The 15,735-nt window shown below is 47.1% G+C and carries 10 protein-coding genes, 1 tRNA gene and 3 rRNA genes; 5 read left to right on the top strand and 9 right to left on the bottom strand.

Features of this window, described 5'->3' with window-relative positions; genetic code table 11:
- Nucleotides 1-406: 406 nt before the first annotated feature.
- The 5 genes from CEQ48_RS06615 to CEQ48_RS06595 all read right to left on the bottom strand — a co-directional run bounded on the left by CEQ48_RS06615 (nucleotide 407) and on the right by CEQ48_RS06595 (nucleotide 6,036).
- Nucleotides 407-2,212: an AMP-dependent synthetase/ligase gene (locus tag CEQ48_RS06615; RefSeq protein ID WP_089070694.1), complete on the bottom strand. Its 1,806-nt coding sequence runs from the start codon at nucleotides 2,210-2,212 to the stop codon at nucleotides 407-409.
- Between the two features lie 175 nt (nucleotides 2,213-2,387).
- The gene (leuO, locus tag CEQ48_RS06610; RefSeq protein WP_000884665.1) at nucleotides 2,388-3,347 is read right to left on the bottom strand and encodes a transcriptional regulator LeuO; all 960 of its coding nucleotides are present in this window, start codon (nucleotides 3,345-3,347) and stop codon (nucleotides 2,388-2,390) included.
- Nucleotides 3,348-3,652: 305 nt separating this feature from the next.
- Nucleotides 3,653-4,741, bottom strand: coding sequence for an MJ1255/VC2487 family glycosyltransferase (locus CEQ48_RS06605; RefSeq protein WP_089070693.1), 1,089 nt, complete (start codon nucleotides 4,739-4,741; stop codon nucleotides 3,653-3,655).
- On the bottom strand, nucleotides 4,738-5,271 hold the full coding sequence (locus tag CEQ48_RS06600; protein ID WP_198301220.1) for a phosphatase PAP2 family protein: 534 nt from the start codon (nucleotides 5,269-5,271) through the stop codon (nucleotides 4,738-4,740). The genes CEQ48_RS06605 and CEQ48_RS06600 overlap by 4 nt, the downstream gene beginning before the upstream one ends.
- A gap of 129 nt (nucleotides 5,272-5,400) precedes the next feature.
- Complete coding sequence (locus tag CEQ48_RS06595; protein WP_089070691.1) at nucleotides 5,401-6,036, bottom strand: TetR/AcrR family transcriptional regulator; 636 nt, start codon at nucleotides 6,034-6,036, stop codon at nucleotides 5,401-5,403.
- A gap of 382 nt (nucleotides 6,037-6,418) precedes the next feature.
- Between CEQ48_RS06595 and leuA the strand changes: the two genes are divergently transcribed.
- The 5 genes from leuA to CEQ48_RS06570 all read left to right on the top strand — a co-directional run bounded on the left by leuA (nucleotide 6,419) and on the right by CEQ48_RS06570 (nucleotide 12,143).
- Nucleotides 6,419-7,969, top strand: a complete 1,551-nt coding sequence (leuA, locus tag CEQ48_RS06590) for a 2-isopropylmalate synthase (protein WP_089070690.1) — start codon at nucleotides 6,419-6,421, stop codon at nucleotides 7,967-7,969.
- 111 nt (nucleotides 7,970-8,080) lie between these two features.
- The gene (gene leuB, locus CEQ48_RS06585; protein WP_089070689.1) at nucleotides 8,081-9,172 is read left to right on the top strand and encodes a 3-isopropylmalate dehydrogenase; all 1,092 of its coding nucleotides are present in this window, start codon (nucleotides 8,081-8,083) and stop codon (nucleotides 9,170-9,172) included.
- Between the two features lie 57 nt (nucleotides 9,173-9,229).
- Nucleotides 9,230-10,633, top strand: coding sequence for a 3-isopropylmalate dehydratase large subunit (leuC, locus tag CEQ48_RS06580; protein WP_089070688.1), 1,404 nt, complete (start codon nucleotides 9,230-9,232; stop codon nucleotides 10,631-10,633).
- A 15-nt stretch (nucleotides 10,634-10,648) separates the two neighbouring features.
- Complete coding sequence (leuD, locus tag CEQ48_RS06575; protein ID WP_089070687.1) at nucleotides 10,649-11,251, top strand: 3-isopropylmalate dehydratase small subunit; 603 nt, start codon at nucleotides 10,649-10,651, stop codon at nucleotides 11,249-11,251.
- 100 nt (nucleotides 11,252-11,351) lie between these two features.
- The gene (locus CEQ48_RS06570) at nucleotides 11,352-12,143 is read left to right on the top strand and encodes a DUF547 domain-containing protein (RefSeq protein ID WP_089070686.1); all 792 of its coding nucleotides are present in this window, start codon (nucleotides 11,352-11,354) and stop codon (nucleotides 12,141-12,143) included.
- A 58-nt stretch (nucleotides 12,144-12,201) separates the two neighbouring features.
- Here the strand turns inward: CEQ48_RS06570 and rrf (CEQ48_RS06565) are convergent.
- The 4 genes from rrf (CEQ48_RS06565) to CEQ48_RS06550 all read right to left on the bottom strand — a co-directional run bounded on the left by rrf (CEQ48_RS06565) (nucleotide 12,202) and on the right by CEQ48_RS06550 (nucleotide 15,615).
- Nucleotides 12,202-12,317, bottom strand: a 5S ribosomal RNA gene (gene rrf / locus CEQ48_RS06565).
- Between the two features lie 42 nt (nucleotides 12,318-12,359).
- A tRNA-Thr gene (locus CEQ48_RS06560) sits at nucleotides 12,360-12,435 on the bottom strand.
- A 48-nt stretch (nucleotides 12,436-12,483) separates the two neighbouring features.
- Nucleotides 12,484-12,599, bottom strand: a 5S ribosomal RNA gene (gene rrf, locus CEQ48_RS06555).
- A gap of 129 nt (nucleotides 12,600-12,728) precedes the next feature.
- Nucleotides 12,729-15,615, bottom strand: a 23S ribosomal RNA gene (locus CEQ48_RS06550).
- Nucleotides 15,616-15,735: the final 120 nt, after the last annotated feature.

The raw sequence follows: 15,735 nt of genomic DNA, 5'->3' as shown, positions 1-15,735 counted from the left end.
TAATTCGAAAACGCTCCGCTTTCGGCTATGTCCTGCGTCTGTCATAACAGCCGCGAGGTTACGCAACAAATGTAACGCTTTCTTAGCAACTGGTCTAACCCCAATTTGTGCACTTTTACAGCAGACTCGAAAATAAGACGGTGATTAAGCATTCCATTTCAACCTTTACCTTGCTTTTAGGTCGAACAGCCATTGAGTAGTTAAAAAAAAGTAGATTATTTTGTCAGTACACCGGAGTATCGGATCTCACGGTTCCATCAACACCAAAAGACAATATGATTGGCATGAGCGAAGCTTGTCGCTTCAGGTAGCAAGGGCATGGATCATAGTATTGCAGATATAAAAACACCTCTGAGCGATTTTCGCCAAGAGGTGTTTAGAACATTCAGATAACAGCTTGATCGCGCTATTTTTTCGGAGAATCTTGGTACATTTCTTCGATTTCATCCTGATAGCGATCGTTAATCACTTTACGACGCAGTTTTTGGGTCGGTGTCAGCTCACCACTGTCCATCGAAAATGCTTTTGGCAACAATCTAAACTTCTTCACTTGTTCAAATTTCGCCAGCTCTTTTTGTAAATCGTTAACGCGCTTTTCAAACATCTCCAGCACTTGGCTATGTTTGATAAGCTCCAAACGGTCATGATATTTAATGTTCAGCTCTTTGGCGTACTCTTCCAATGAATCAAAGCAAGGCACAATCAATGCAGAAACAAACTTGCGCGTATCGGCAATCACCGCGATCTGTTCTATGAAATGATCTTTGCCAATCGCCCCTTCAATCACCTGCGGCGCAATATATTTACCACCTGAGGTTTTCATCAGCTCCTTGATGCGATCGGTAATAAATAAATTACCATTTTCATCAATATGACCCGCATCACCCGTTTTTAGGAAACCATGCTCATCAAAACTTTCGGCGGTTTCTTTATCGAGCTTGTAGTAGCCACGCATCACCATTGGACCACGAACCAGAATTTCATTGTTCTCGCCAATTTTGACTTGAGCTCCCGGCATAGAAAGCCCAATCGAATCTGGGTTAAAACAGTGGTCATCCCAACAAGAAACTGTGGCCGTGGTTTCTGTCATGCCATAACCAAGCTTGACGTTGATGCCAATCGCATGGAAAAAACGGCCGATGGTTTCATCCAACTTAGCGCCACCACAAGGCATGAAATTGATCCTTCCCCCAAGCAAAGCGCGCAGCTTACTTAACACCAGCTTGTCAGCGAATTGGTGGCTCTGTTTAAGCATCCAAGAAGGTTGGCGCTGCTGCTGTCGGCACACCGCCATTTTCGCCCCCATATTGACAGCCCAAGTAAAAAGAACCTTGCGTACCAACGGCGCTTTAGCGACTTTTTCATGGATTGCTGAGAAGATCTTTTCATAAAAGCGCGGTACGGCACACATCACGGTTGGACGGACTTCAGCTAAAGCTTCACGTACATGAGCCACGTCTTGCAAGTAACAGTTGGTCGCACCTTTATAAAGCACATACGCCGTCCATGCTCGCTCAAAGACATGAGAGAGTGGCAGGAAACAGAGTGAGACATCCTCTTGAGTCAGATTCAGGCGCTGATCGTGCCCCTCTAGCTGAGCACCGATATTACGATAATCCAGCATCACCCCTTTCGGCGTCCCGGTAGTGCCTGAGGTATAAATGAGGGTAAACAGATCGTCATAGTTGGCTTGCTCAATTAAGGCATCCAACGGCGCTCGATCTTGATGGTGACTTTGAGCAACAAACTCATCCCAATGCATCGCACAACTGGCTTGTTTGAGGTCGGTATTGGCATTCATAGCCACAATCAGACGCAGCTCTGGGCATTGTTCAAATTGGCTGAGCGCAGCATCAAATTGTGCCTGCTCACCCACAAAAACCACTTTCACATCCGCATTCTGTAAGATATAAGCCGCCTGCTCTGGCGTATTGGTAGGATAGATAGGAACCGTTACCGCACGGATCTGTAAAGCGGCAAAATCAGCAATCGTCCAACGTGGCATATTGTTGGAAAAAATCGCAATTTTGTCCTGTACACCGATGCCTTGAGCTAACAACGCCATCGAGAGTTCATCCAATTGTTCACCAAACTGGTGCCAATTGATTGCTTGCCATTGGCCGTTTTGTTTATGTTTTAGCGCGGCGTTATCACCCCCTTGGGCAATACGTTGGCGGATCCGTTTAACGATGTGGAAATCTAAGTTCGTCATATCTCTTACCTGTAGCTTACACCTGTAAGCCTTTTTCAGCGCACAAGTGTACATTTCAAAGGCCAAAACACAACTGACTAACGTCAAAGTTATCGATTAAAACTCATTCTGTAACAAAAAAGCCTTGGACAGTTTTTACTGCCCAAGGCTTTAGAAACATAGAATGAACAAAGGATCAGCGATTCGCGACCACTTCGCCACAAATCACCATCAGTTGGTCACGCAGCCAGATATGGCCTTTGTCTTTTTCACTCGACTCATGCCAACTCAGATAACCCGAGATTTTGGACTCAGCAAATGGGAAAGCGAGGATTTGCAACTCATCACGATTGGCCGCATTTTCCGCCATCCAACGTGGAGCAACGGTCACCAGTTCAGACTGGCCAACCACATACAACACATTGCTTAGGCTGGTGCCTTCGTAATAAGACTGACAATCAAAATCACGATACGCCAGCTCAGAGAAACTGCGCTGCCCATGTACTTTGGACAATTTTGCGTGTTTTTCCGCACTCAATTGCTCGGCCGTGATACTTCCTTGGATACGAGGGTGAAGTTTTGATGCCACCACCACCAACTCATCTTGGAAAATCTCAGTGCTTGAAAAACCTTGATCATCAAATCGAGCGTAATCAATCACAAAATCAATTTCTTGATAACGCATGCGCTCTGCGATTTGGCGATCAAACTCAGCATCCAAATGCAATTGTACACTCGGTGCTAATTCATCAATCGATGCCATGATCTGAGGAGCAAAGCGTAAATCGCAAGGACTGCAGATCGCAAGCTTAAACAGACGCGTTGAGGTTTCCGGTGTGAAAACTGAACTCGGTAGCTCGTTACGGATCAATTGCAAAGCTTGGCGGATCGGGCCAAACAGTTGGCGAGCACGTTGGGTTGGCTGAATGCCACGCCCTTGGCGCATAAACAACTCATCATTGAACATCACTTTTAAACGCGCCACGGCATTACTGACCGCAGGCTGTGACATACCTAAGTTGTGTGCCGCTCGCGTAATGTTTTGCTCTTGCATTACTGCATCAAAAACGGTTAACAGATTGAGGTCTACGCCTCGGAGGGTGCTTTCCATGCGGTAACTCGCAATGGCACTCATTGCGTCTTTTTTATCTAACATTTGCATGCCTCACAGTGTCGTCACTAGCGATAAATATGCATAAATCGCCAATGGAAAGATAAGCGCTGTTTCTATTATTTACCGCCCAGATATTTGGTGGATGGCGAGTAATATCGGCTAATCATTCGAAGCTATGCAATAGCATTGACAAAAAGTCACTTAATTTTAGCAATCACTAAAAAAAAGCCTTAATAATCAATGCGATTAATTTTTATAAAAATCTATAAAAATGCATTTTTAATGGGTTTTTATTAATTATTAATTTGAACAATAGATACATCCTTTAATGAACACTAATATTCACGTCAAAAATGTTTTAACGAAGGACTCATTGAGTTAGTCGGCTCATTGCTCAAAATCGCGTAACTTGGGAAATCGACTTTTTGCCAAAGTTGCTGACAAAGTACTTCACTATTTTCCCACTTCCCCTTGAGAATCCATTCAACTAAAGAGTGAGCCACATCGGGATAAATCACACGCTCAGCCTGTTTCTCATCAAGCCACTGACGTAAGCAGGCAGGGTCGAGAAACTCCATCACACTTGCCAGCCCAAGTGTTTCAAGGGTTGCCGCATTACTCACTTGTTCAAATTGACCAGCCAATGGCTTCATTAATAACTTTTTGCCTAACGCTAAAGCTTCAGAAGGCAACTCAAAACCACCACTGGTGATCACTCCGCTGCATTGGTGTAAATGATGCTGAAAATCACCATGATGCAAACGACGCAGTTCGACATTTTCCGTCAATTCGTTTTCTTGCACTTCAGGGTGATAACAAATGAAGTGTACATTGGTAAATCTATACAGTAACTCACAGATTTCATTCACATTTTCAAATGGAAGATAGATTAATATAAAGTTCTGCTGACTCAGCGGCTGCTCCGGCGCATAAATAATGGGAGGCAAGATCGGCTGTTCAAAATGGTACCAATGTAAACCTAAATGGTACTGGGCTGGCGCAAAATGCCGCAATATCGCTTTATCCAGCCAAGAAGCGCCTTTTAATGGCACTGGATACAAGAAGGCATTCTGATGACTAATTCCAATACAGGGAATATTTTGTAATTTGGCAGCCCAAGCCGTCACTGGCTCAAAATCGTTCAAAATCAGGTCATAACCAGAGAGATTTAGGCGCTTTACCTCACTCCAGAACTGCAACAGATTATTCTTACGTAATGTTTTAACGTAATTGACGTGACCATTTTCGGTGGCAAAGGTCAGCCCTCGTCGAGTTGCGAAATCACCAAAGCATTCCATTGAAAAATAGTTCTCGACTGGGCGTCCTGAAAACAGGTAATCAACGTCAACTTGCTGCTGCTTAAGTGCCGCACACATGGCTCTTGAACGCGCAATATGCCCATTCCCAGTTCCTTGAACGCCATACAATATTTTCAAATACTTTTCTCCATTACACTCATTGCGTAAGTTGCGCTGCCCATCCCAAGTAAAGCTCCAGCGATCACATCGCTTAGAAAATGCACGCCCAATAACACTCGCGCCAAGCCAATTAAGCCAGCCCAACAAACTGCGACGGCATACCAATGAGGATAGATATAACCAATTAATGTCGCCATGACGAAGGCGGCAGCGGTATGTCCCGACGGTAAGCTGTAGCGATCGCTCGGCGTGATATAAGCCGTAACTAAGGCGGAAAGTTCTTGTGGACGTCGGCGCTGAATACTGTTTTTCAGCAGCCAATAAATCGGTAATTCAATAGCAAACGCAAGCAAGCCAACCGCGAGAAACAGCAGCCCATGAGTCTCATCTAACCACCAAGCCAGAATGCCCATCAGCGCGTAAAGATGCCCATCTCCTGTATGAGAAATTGACTTACTGAGCCTTGCGACTCGCGTATTGTACTTATGCTGTAAGCAGAGTAATGAAAAAGCTAAATCGAGTTTAGCGATCGGTGCCATAGCTCGCATCACACATCCTTCCTTCTGGTGAGGTGATGCTTTGAGCTTATCGGCAGCAAATGACAGTCAGGTGAAAATTATTTGTCGAAATGGTGACAAGGAAACCGACTGTTTAGGTATCCATAACAGGGTGATTGCTTATACCACTCTTGTAATAAATCCTTGTTCCATGAGTTGAATGTTGTGTTCTACCAAGTTTTCAAGAAAGGTTTGCGATAATTCAACCCCATGAATCTTAAGTAGGGCTGGCGGAGCGATAAAAGGAAAAATCATCAAACTCAGGTAAGAAATTTTACACAGTTGCGGATCCATACCTTCTCGAATCACCCCTCGCTCAATCAGCTTCTCAAACAAAGTTTCCTGAATCGGGCGCGTAATATCGAGAACCACTTTCTCAATCAACTGCTTTTTCATATCGCTACCAGGTGTACTCATCACCTGCATAATCAAACGTGGGAAATACGGTATTTTGAACATTTCTCGATAGTAAGTGCGCATTAAATCGGTCAGATTTTGGTGACTACTTTCTGCCACCAACACCCCAAGCTGCGCTTTCATCGGTAGCAACGTTTCGCGCAGCATGGTCTCAAACAGGCCAGCTTTGTTGGCAAAATAGTAGCGAATCAAACCAATATCGACGCCGGCTTTGCTCGCAATCAAGCGTGTTGAGACCTTGTCATACGGCATAACAGAAAAAAGCTCACGGGCATGGATGATTAACTGGTCACGAGCTTGGGTCTGCTGGCTTGGTCGACCAACTTTACGTAATGGCATGAGCAATCCTTATTCATCATTTGATGAATTATAAATACTCGAGTGCTTTTTGTTCAATTTACTTGTCTTTTCAACTGATCGTTTCTCAGTGTTACGCTCAAATACTTATCAAGATGAATAAAAAATCAACTTTGGGGTTGACGCATTGTGTCGAGTACGGTACTAATCTGTTAACTTAATTTGGTGGATTGTTACAGATGACAATGCGTTTTTCTCTCCTGCTAGGCCTACTACTGATCGTGGAACCATCACGCGGGTAGGCTGTGGACGAAAAACACCACACAAGATAAAAAACCCGCAGCTGATGCGGGTTTTTTTATAGCCGATTTTTACAACAATATTCAGGAAGTTAGCCGTTAACTCTCGGTGCGAGGAAGCAAACATGAACAATCAGGTGATTATATTCGATACCACATTACGCGATGGTGAGCAGGCATTGTCTGCCAGCTTGACAGTAAAAGAGAAACTGCAAATCGCCTACGCACTGGAGCGCTTAGGGGTAGATATTATCGAAGCTGGATTTCCTGTTTCCTCTCCGGGCGATTTTGAATCGGTACAAACCATCGCTAAAAACATCAAAAATAGCCGTGTTTGTGCCCTTTCGCGAGCCGTTGCGAAAGACATTGATGCCGCGGCAGAAGCCTTGAAAGTGGCCGAAGCCTTTCGTATTCACACTTTTATCTCCACATCCACTATCCATGTACAAGACAAATTGCGCCGCAGCTATGACGATGTCGTCGAAATGGCAGTCAAAGCGGTGAAGCATGCGCGTCAATATACGGATGATGTGGAGTTCTCTTGTGAAGATGCGGGCCGCACACCTATCGATAACTTGTGCCGTATGGTCGAAGCTGCGATCAATGCCGGTGCGCGTACCATCAATATTCCAGATACGGTCGGCTACACAGTGCCGAGCGAATTTGGCGGCATTATTCAAACGCTGTTTAACCGAGTCCCCAATATCGATAAAGCGATCATTTCCGTGCACTGTCATGACGATTTAGGCATGTCGGTAGCCAACTCGATTGCCGCTATTCAAGCGGGAGCGCGCCAAGTAGAGGGAACCATCAACGGTATTGGCGAACGTGCGGGTAACTGCGCATTGGAAGAGATCGCGATGATCATCAAAACCCGTCAAGAGTTGCTCGGGGTAACCACGGGCATTAAACACGACGAGATCAGCCGTACCAGCAAGCTTGTCAGCCAGCTTTGCAACATGCCGATTCAAAGCAACAAAGCGATTGTCGGAGCAAATGCGTTTAGCCACTCTTCGGGCATTCACCAAGATGGCATGCTCAAAAACAAAAATACCTACGAAATCATGACTCCCGAATCGATAGGCCTCAAAAACCAAGCACTGAACCTCACTAGCCGTAGTGGGCGTGCCGCAGTGAAAAGCCATATGGATTCAATGGGCTACAACGAAAATGAATACAATTTGGATGCTTTGTATGAAGACTTCTTGAAGCTGGCAGATCGCAAAGGCCAAGTGTTTGATTACGATTTAGAGGCCTTGATGCATTTCTCTAATTTGCGTGAAGAGGATGACTTCTACAAACTCAACTACTTGAGCGTGCAATCCGGCAGCGTAATGGCCACCACCAGTATCAAGTTACTGTGCGGCGATGAAGAAAAATGCGAAGCCGCCGTTGGTAACGGTCCGGTCGATGCATTATATCAGTGTATCTACCGCCTAACTGGGTATGAGATTGTACTCGATAAATTCGATCTCACCGCCAAAGGCGAAGGTGAGGATGGCTTAGGTCAAGCAGATATCATCGCGAATTATAAAGGACGTAAATATCACGGTACCGGCGTCTCAACCGACATCGTTGAAGCTTCCGGTCAAGCCTTGTTGCATGTTATCAATAGTATTCATCGCGCGGATCAAATCGCCCAGATTAAACAGAAAAAAAGCGTCGCTACGGTTTAATACTAATACTCCTTAGCTCTACTGAAGTTACTGCTAACGCTGAGTAACTTCAGTATTCAAGAACCTTAGGCGCCACAAACACAACTTAAAAATCGATCATAAAGGACTCGCATGACAGACAAACATTACAAAATTGCCGTATTGCCCGGTGACGGTATCGGCCCGGAAGTGATGGCGCAAGCCCACAAAGTATTGGATGCCATTGAACAAAAGTACGGTATTCACTTCAGTCGAGAAGAACACGATGTCGGTGGTATCGCCATTGATAACCATGGTTGTCCATTACCGGAAAACACTCTGCATGCCTGTGAAGAAGCTGATGCGGTCTTGTTTGGCTCCGTCGGCGGACCAAAATGGGAACATCTGCCACCTAACGAGCAACCTGAACGCGGTGCGTTGCTACCACTGCGCAAGCACTTCCAACTGTTTTGTAATTTGCGCCCGGCTCAAATTCACCAAGGCTTAGAGGCCTTCTCACCTCTTCGTGCTGACATCTCTGCTCGCGGTTTCGATATTGTGGTGGTGCGTGAACTGACTGGCGGCATCTACTTTGGTCAACCGAAAGGTCGTGAAGGTGAAGGTGCCAATGAAAAAGCCTTCGATACCGAGGTTTACCACCGTTTTGAAATTGAACGTATCGCACGTATCGCCTTTGAATCAGCTCGCTTGCGCCGCAAGAAAGTCTGCTCTATCGACAAAGCCAATGTGCTGCAAAGCTCGATTCTCTGGCGCGAAGTGGTCAGCGAGATTGCCAAGGATTATCCCGATGTCGCGCTTTCACACATGTACATCGATAATGCCACCATGCAGCTGATTAAAGATCCTGCCCAGTTTGACGTGATGCTCTGCTCGAACATTTTTGGTGACATCCTTTCTGACGAATGCGCGATGATCACCGGCTCCATGGGCATGTTGCCTTCGGCCAGTATGAATGAAAGCAAGTTTGGTTTGTATGAACCCGCCGGCGGCAGCGCTCCCGATATCGCAGGCAAAAATATCGCCAACCCTGTCGCGCAGATCCTTTCTGCTGCGCTCATGCTGCGTTACAGCTTGGGTGAAGAAGCCGCAGCGCGTGATATTGAAAATGCGGTTAGCCAAGCATTAGCAGCAGGTGAACTGACGGCGGATCTCGCAGGCAATAAACCGGCTCTATCGACCTCAGCAATGGGCGATAAAATCGCAAGCTATATTTTGAATTCATAAGTTTGAGAGTGGGGTTACCCCACTCCTCTTTAGCTCACTGAGCTCAAGGAAGAAGCAATGTCAAAAGCCAAAACGCTTTACGAAAAAATTTACGATGCCCATGTGGTGGTTGCCGCACCGGGTGAAACGCCGATTTTGTACATCGACCGTCATCTAGTCCATGAAGTGACCTCTCCACAAGCCTTTGATGGCTTGCGTGAAAAAGGCCGCCCTGTACGCCAAGTCAGCAAAACTTTTGCGACCATGGATCACAACGTCTCCAGCACCACCAAAGACATCAATGCCTCTGGTGAAATGGCGCGCATCCAGATGCAAACCCTCTCCAAAAACTGTGAAGAGTTCGGCGTCACTTTGTATGACATAAACCACAAGTACCAAGGTATTGTGCATGTGATGGGACCTGAGCTTGGTATTACCCTCCCCGGTATGACGATTGTATGTGGCGATTCACACACCGCGACTCACGGAGCTTTCGGCTCGCTTGCCTTTGGGATCGGCACCTCAGAAGTAGAACACGTACTGGCCACTCAAACCCTAAAACAAGGCCGCGCTAAGACGATGAAAATCGAAGTGCGTGGCAAAGTGGCTTCAGGCATTACCGCTAAAGACATCGTACTGGCGATCATTGGCAAAACAACCGCAGCTGGCGGTACAGGCTATGTCGTGGAATTTTGTGGAGAAGCGATTCGCGATCTCTCCATGGAAGGTCGCATGACCGTGTGTAACATGGCGATTGAGCTAGGTGCTAAAGCAGGCTTGATTGCCCCTGATGCAACTACATTCAACTACATTAAAGGTCGTAGATTTGCCCCACAAGGCAATGATTGGGATGCCGCTGTCGACTATTGGCAAACCTTAAAAACCGATGAGGATGCACAGTTCGATGCCGTCGTGACGCTTGAAGCCAGCGAAATCAAACCGCAAGTAACTTGGGGAACCAACCCAGGCCAAGTGATTGCCGTTGATGAGCCAATCCCATCACCTAGTCAGTTTGCCGATCCTGTTGAACGCAGCTCAGCAGAAAAAGCTCTGGCTTATATGGGACTTGAAGCCGGCAAAATGCTCTCCGATTATAAAGTCGATAAAGTGTTCGTCGGTTCATGCACCAACTCGCGCATCGAAGATATGCGCGCTGCGGCAGCGGTAGCCAAAGGTAAAAAAGTCGCGGCTCATGTCCAAGCACTGATCGTACCCGGCTCCGAACAAGTGAAAGCGCAAGCCGAAGCGGAAGGTTTAGATAAGATCTTTATTGAGGCAGGGTTTGAATGGCGCTTGCCGGGTTGCTCAATGTGTTTAGCCATGAACAATGACCGCTTAGGGCCAGGAGAACGCTGCGCATCTACCTCAAACCGCAACTTTGAGGGACGTCAGGGACGTGATGGCCGCACCCATTTAGTTAGTCCAGCCATGGCAACTGCTGCGGCGATTGCTGGTCACTTCGTCGATATTCGTCAGTTTTAATTCAAGGAGAACCCCATGTCAGGATTTCAGCAACACACCGGCGTAGTCGTTCCTCTTGATGCCGCCAACGTCGATACCGATGCGATCATTCCAAAACAGTTTTTGCAAAAAGTGAATCGCACTGGCTTTGGCAAACATCTGTTCCACGACTGGCGATTTTTGGACGATGCAGGTGAAAAAGCCAACCCAGAATTTGTGATGAACCAATCTCGCTATCAAGGTGCTAGCATTTTGCTGGCAAGAGAGAACTTTGGTTGCGGCTCCTCACGCGAGCATGCCCCTTGGGCATTAGCGGATTATGGCATCAGAGTCATGATTGCCCCAAGCTTTGCCGATATTTTCTATGGCAACTCGATCAACAATCAGATGGTGCCTGTTCGTTTAACCGAGCAAGAAGTGGATGAACTCTTTAGCTATGTTCACAACACGGAAGGTGCAACCATTACCGTCGATTTAGAAGCGCTGAGCGTAACCGCGAATGGTAAAACCTACCATTTCGAGATTGACGATTTCCGTCGCCATTGTCTACTCAATGGCTTAGACAATATCGGCCTGACTCTACAGCACGAAGCAAAAATTGCGGAGTATGAAGCCAAGATACCGAGCTTCTTAAAATAAGCATTTCTAGGCTGCCAAATGGCAGCCTTTTTTATCGCGAAAGAAAATGCGTTGCCATCGGGTCTAGCTAATCACAATCTCACGATAAGGTTACTCTGATATGAAAATACTCTTCGCTTTCTGTATTCTGATTTTTTCCAACATAGTATACGCAGCGCCAAAGGCGGAGCTTTGGGCTTATTGGCAAGCGAGCAACGACAGTAATACGACAAGCATCTCTCACCAAGCTTGGCAAAGCATCCTCGATCGCAATCTTGTCCAAGTGGGAGAGAACGCCCTCTTTCGTTATGCAGAAGTAACAAAGGAAGATAAAACGCTACTCAATGATTACTTAGATCAACTTTCAAAATTGGATCCAAGAGAATTTAACCGCCAAGAGCAATATGCTTATTGGGTTAATCTCTACAACGCTCTGACAGTGAAATTAATTTTGGATAACTACCCAGTCGCGTCCATAACCAAACTAGGGAGCCTATTCAGTTTTGGACCGTGGGATGAGAAAGTTTTTACTGTGGCAGGACAAACCCTAACCCTCAATGACATCGAGCACCGAATTTTACGCCCTATCTGGAAGGATCCACGAACCCATTATGCGGTTAATTGTGCCAGCCTAGGCTGCCCAAATCTTCAATCCCAAGTCTACACCGCACAAAACACCGATCAGTTGCTTGATAAAGCCGCTAAGGCCTTTATCAACAGCAGTAAGGGAGCAACATTGAACAATGACACCTTAATCCTCTCCTCTATTTATGACTGGTTTGCCGTTGATTTTGGTAATAAAAAAGATCTTCTTATTCACCTTGCGCAGTATCGTCCTGAGCTATCTCTTTATTCGGGCAAAATCGACTACCAATATGATTGGAAACTGAACGATGCGAAAGAAAAGAAATAATACAGAAAAGTGAAATAGCAAAAAGCCGCTGTATCTCTACAGCGGCTTGGTAAATCAAGCCTGGCGATGTCCTACTCTCACATGGGGAAACCCCACACTACCATCGGCGCTACTTCGTTTCACTTCTGAGTTCGGGATGGAATCAGGTGGGTCCAAAGTGCTATGGTCGCCAAACAAATTTTGTGATGTCAGCTTTGAGCTAAGCATCGAAATAGATGGTGCTGATACCCAGAATCGAACTGGGGACCTCATCCTTACCAAGGATGCGCTCTACCGACTGAGCCATATCAGCACACAAAAATTTAAAACACGTTATAAGTAACGTGTTTTGTAAATTAAAGCCTGGCGATGTTCTACTCTCACATGGGGAGACCCCACACTACCATCGACGCTGTTTCGTTTCACTTCTGAGTTCGGGATGGAGTCAGGTGGGTCCAAAACGCTATGGTCGCCAAGCAAAATTCTGTTTTTGATTTCACTTTTTCTTAAAAAGTGATAACCAACAATTCTGGAAAGCTGTTTCGTTCTCACACACATTCTTATGCGCTTAACTTTGAGTCCACTACAAAACCCCTTGGGTGTTGTATGGTTAAGCCTCACGGGCAATTAGTACAGGTTAGCTCAACGCCTCACAACGCTTACACACCCTGCCTATCAACGTTCTAGTCTCGAACAACCCTTTAGGACGGTTAAACCGTCAGGGAAGACTCATCTCAGGGCTCGCTTCGCGCTTAGATGCTTTCAGCGCTTATCAATTCCGAACTTAGCTACCGGGCAATGCGTCTGGCGACACAACCCGAACACCAGAGGTTCGTCCACTCCGGTCCTCTCGTACTAGGAGCAGCCCCCTTCAATCTTCCAACGCCCACGGCAGATAGGGACCGAACTGTCTCACGACGTTCTAAACCCAGCTCGCGTACCACTTTAAATGGCGAACAGCCATACCCTTGGGACCGACTTCAGCCCCAGGATGTGATGAGCCGACATCGAGGTGCCAAACACCGCCGTCGATATGAACTCTTGGGCGGTATCAGCCTGTTATCCCCGGAGTACCTTTTATCCGTTGAGCGATGGCCCTTCCATACAGAACCACCGGATCACTATGACCTGCTTTCGCACCTGCTCGAACCGTCATTCTCGCAGTTAAGCGGGCTTATGCCATTGCACTAACCTCACGATGTCCAACCGTGATTAGCCCACCTTCGTGCTCCTCCGTTACTCTTTGGGAGGAGACCGCCCCAGTCAAACTACCCACCAGGCACTGTCCTCAACCCAGATAATGGGTCTAAGTTAGAACATCAAACATACAAGGGTGGTATTTCAAGGACGGCTCCAACGCAACTAGCGTCACGTCTTCATAGCCTCCCACCTATCCTACACATGTAGGTTCAATGTTCAGTGCCAAGCTGTAGTAAAGGTTCACGGGGTCTTTCCGTCTAGCCGCGGGTACACTGCATCTTCACAGCGATTTCAATTTCACTGAGTCTCGGGTGGAGACAGCGTGGCCATCATTACGCCATTCGTGCAGGTCGGAACTTACCCGACAAGGAATTTCGCTACCTTAGGACCGTTATAGTTACGGCCGCCGTTTACCGGGGCTTCGATCAAGAGCTTCGCTTGCGCTAACCCCATCAATTAACCTTCCGGCACCGGGCAGGCGTCACACCGTATACGTCATCTTGCGATTTTGCACAGTGCTGTGTTTTTAATAAACAGTTGCAGCCACCTGGTATCTGCGACTCTCGTCAGCTCCATCCGCGAGGGACTTCACCATCAAGAGCGTACCTTCTCCCGAAGTTACGGTACCATTTTGCCTAGTTCCTTCACCCGAGTTCTCTCAAGCGCCTTGGTATTCTCTACCCGACCACCTGTGTCGGTTTGGGGTACGATTCCTGACTATCTGAAGCTTAGAGGCTTTTCCTGGAAGCATGGCATCAATGACTTCACTGCCGTAGCAGCTCGACGTCGTGTCTCAGCCTTAAAGAGAGCCGGATTTACCTAACTCTCAAGCCTACGCACTTGAACCAGGACAACCGTCGCCTGGCCCACCTAGCCTTCTCCGTCCCCCCATCGCAATAGTCAGAAGTACGGGAATATTAACCCGTTTCCCATCGATTACGCCTTTCGGCCTCACCTTAGGGGTCGACTCACCCTGCCCCGATTAACGTTGGACAGGAACCCTTGGTCTTCCGGCGGGGAGGTTTTTCACCCCCCTTGTCGTTACTCATGTCAGCATTCGCACTTCTGATACCTCCAGCAAACCTTACGATTCACCTTCAACGGCTTACAGAACGCTCCCCTACCCAATATCTAAAAGATATTGCCGCAGCTTCGGTGTATTGCTTAGCCCCGTTACATCTTCCGCGCAGGCCGACTCGACTAGTGAGCTATTACGCTTTCTTTAAATGATGGCTGCTTCTAAGCCAACATCCTAGCTGTCTGAGCCTTCCCACATCGTTTCCCACTTAGCAATACTTTGGGACCTTAGCTGGCGGTCTGGGTTGTTTCCCTCTCCACGACGGACGTTAGCACCCGCCGTGTGTCTCCCGGATAGTACTTACTGGTATTCGGAGTTTGCAAAGGGTTGGTAAGTCGGGATGACCCCCTAGCCTTAACAGTGCTCTACCCCCAGTAGTATTCGTCCGAGGCGCTACCTAAATAGCTTTCGGGGAGAACCAGCTATCTCCGAGTTTGATTGGCCTTTCACCCCTAGCCACAAGTCATCCGCTAATTTTTCAACATTAGTCGGTTCGGTCCTCCAGTTGATGTTACTCAACCTTCAACCTGCCCATGGCTAGATCACCCGGTTTCGGGTCTATATCCAGAGACTGAGCGCCCAGTTAAGACTCGCTTTCGCTACGGCTCCCCTATACGGTTAACCTTGCCACTGAATATAAGTCGCTGACCCATTATACAAAAGGTACGCAGTCACACCACGAAGGTGCTCCTACTGCTTGTACGTACACGGTTTCAGGTTCTATTTCACTCCCCTCACAGGGGTTCTTTTCGCCTTTCCCTCACGGTACTGGTTCACTATCGGTCAGTCAGGAGTATTTAGCCTTGGAGGATGGTCCCCCCATATTCAGACAGGATATCACGTGTCCCGCCCTACTCGATTTCACGCTCGATGAAGCGTCGGTTACGGGGCTATCACCCTGTATCGCCAAGCTTTCCAGCTTGTTCACCTACTTCACCGAGCGCTTAAGGGCTAATCCAGGTTCGCTCGCCGCTACTACCGGAATCTCGGTTGATTTCTTCTCCTCGGGGTACTTAGATGTTTCAGTTCCCCCGGTTTGCTCTGTTAACCTATGGATTCAGTTAACAGTAACTGCTTATGCAGTTGGGTTTCCCCATTCGGAAATCGCAGACTCAAACGGCTCTTACTGCCTTATCTGCGCTTATCGCAAGTTAGTACGTCCTTCATCGCCTCTGACTGCCCAGGCATCCACCGTGTACGCTTAGTCACTTAACCATACAACCCGAAGGAGTTTCGGATTGTTGTTTAAACAACCTAAGTTGTCTCGCGTTTAATTTACATGAGTGCGAGACAGATTTTGCCGGACTCAAATTTGAACAAGACCGAAGTCTTATT

The sequence above is a fragment of the Vibrio tarriae genome (assembly GCF_002216685.1).
Lineage (GTDB): Bacteria > Pseudomonadota > Gammaproteobacteria > Enterobacterales > Vibrionaceae > Vibrio > Vibrio tarriae.
The sequence above is the reverse complement of the archived record's forward strand: the minus strand, read 5'-3'. Positions and strand labels throughout refer to the sequence as shown.

What these genes read in the sequence shown, in the direction of transcription:
- CEQ48_RS06615 (WP_089070694.1), bottom strand. Translation starts at nt 2,212, where the DNA reads ATGACGAACTTAGATTTCCACATCGTTAAACGGATCCGCCAACGTATT.
- leuO (WP_000884665.1), bottom strand. Translation starts at nt 3,347, where the DNA reads ATGTTAGATAAAAAAGACGCAATGAGTGCCATTGCGAGTTACCGCATG.
- CEQ48_RS06600 (WP_198301220.1), bottom strand. Translation starts at nt 5,271, where the DNA reads ATGCGAGCTATGGCACCGATCGCTAAACTCGATTTAGCTTTTTCATTA.
- CEQ48_RS06595 (WP_089070691.1), bottom strand. Translation starts at nt 6,036, where the DNA reads ATGCCATTACGTAAAGTTGGTCGACCAAGCCAGCAGACCCAAGCTCGT.
- leuA (WP_089070690.1), top strand. Translation starts at nt 6,419, where the DNA reads ATGAACAATCAGGTGATTATATTCGATACCACATTACGCGATGGTGAG.
- leuB (WP_089070689.1), top strand. Translation starts at nt 8,081, where the DNA reads ATGACAGACAAACATTACAAAATTGCCGTATTGCCCGGTGACGGTATC.
- leuC (WP_089070688.1), top strand. Translation starts at nt 9,230, where the DNA reads ATGTCAAAAGCCAAAACGCTTTACGAAAAAATTTACGATGCCCATGTG.
- leuD (WP_089070687.1), top strand. Translation starts at nt 10,649, where the DNA reads ATGTCAGGATTTCAGCAACACACCGGCGTAGTCGTTCCTCTTGATGCC.
- CEQ48_RS06570 (WP_089070686.1), top strand. Translation starts at nt 11,352, where the DNA reads ATGAAAATACTCTTCGCTTTCTGTATTCTGATTTTTTCCAACATAGTA.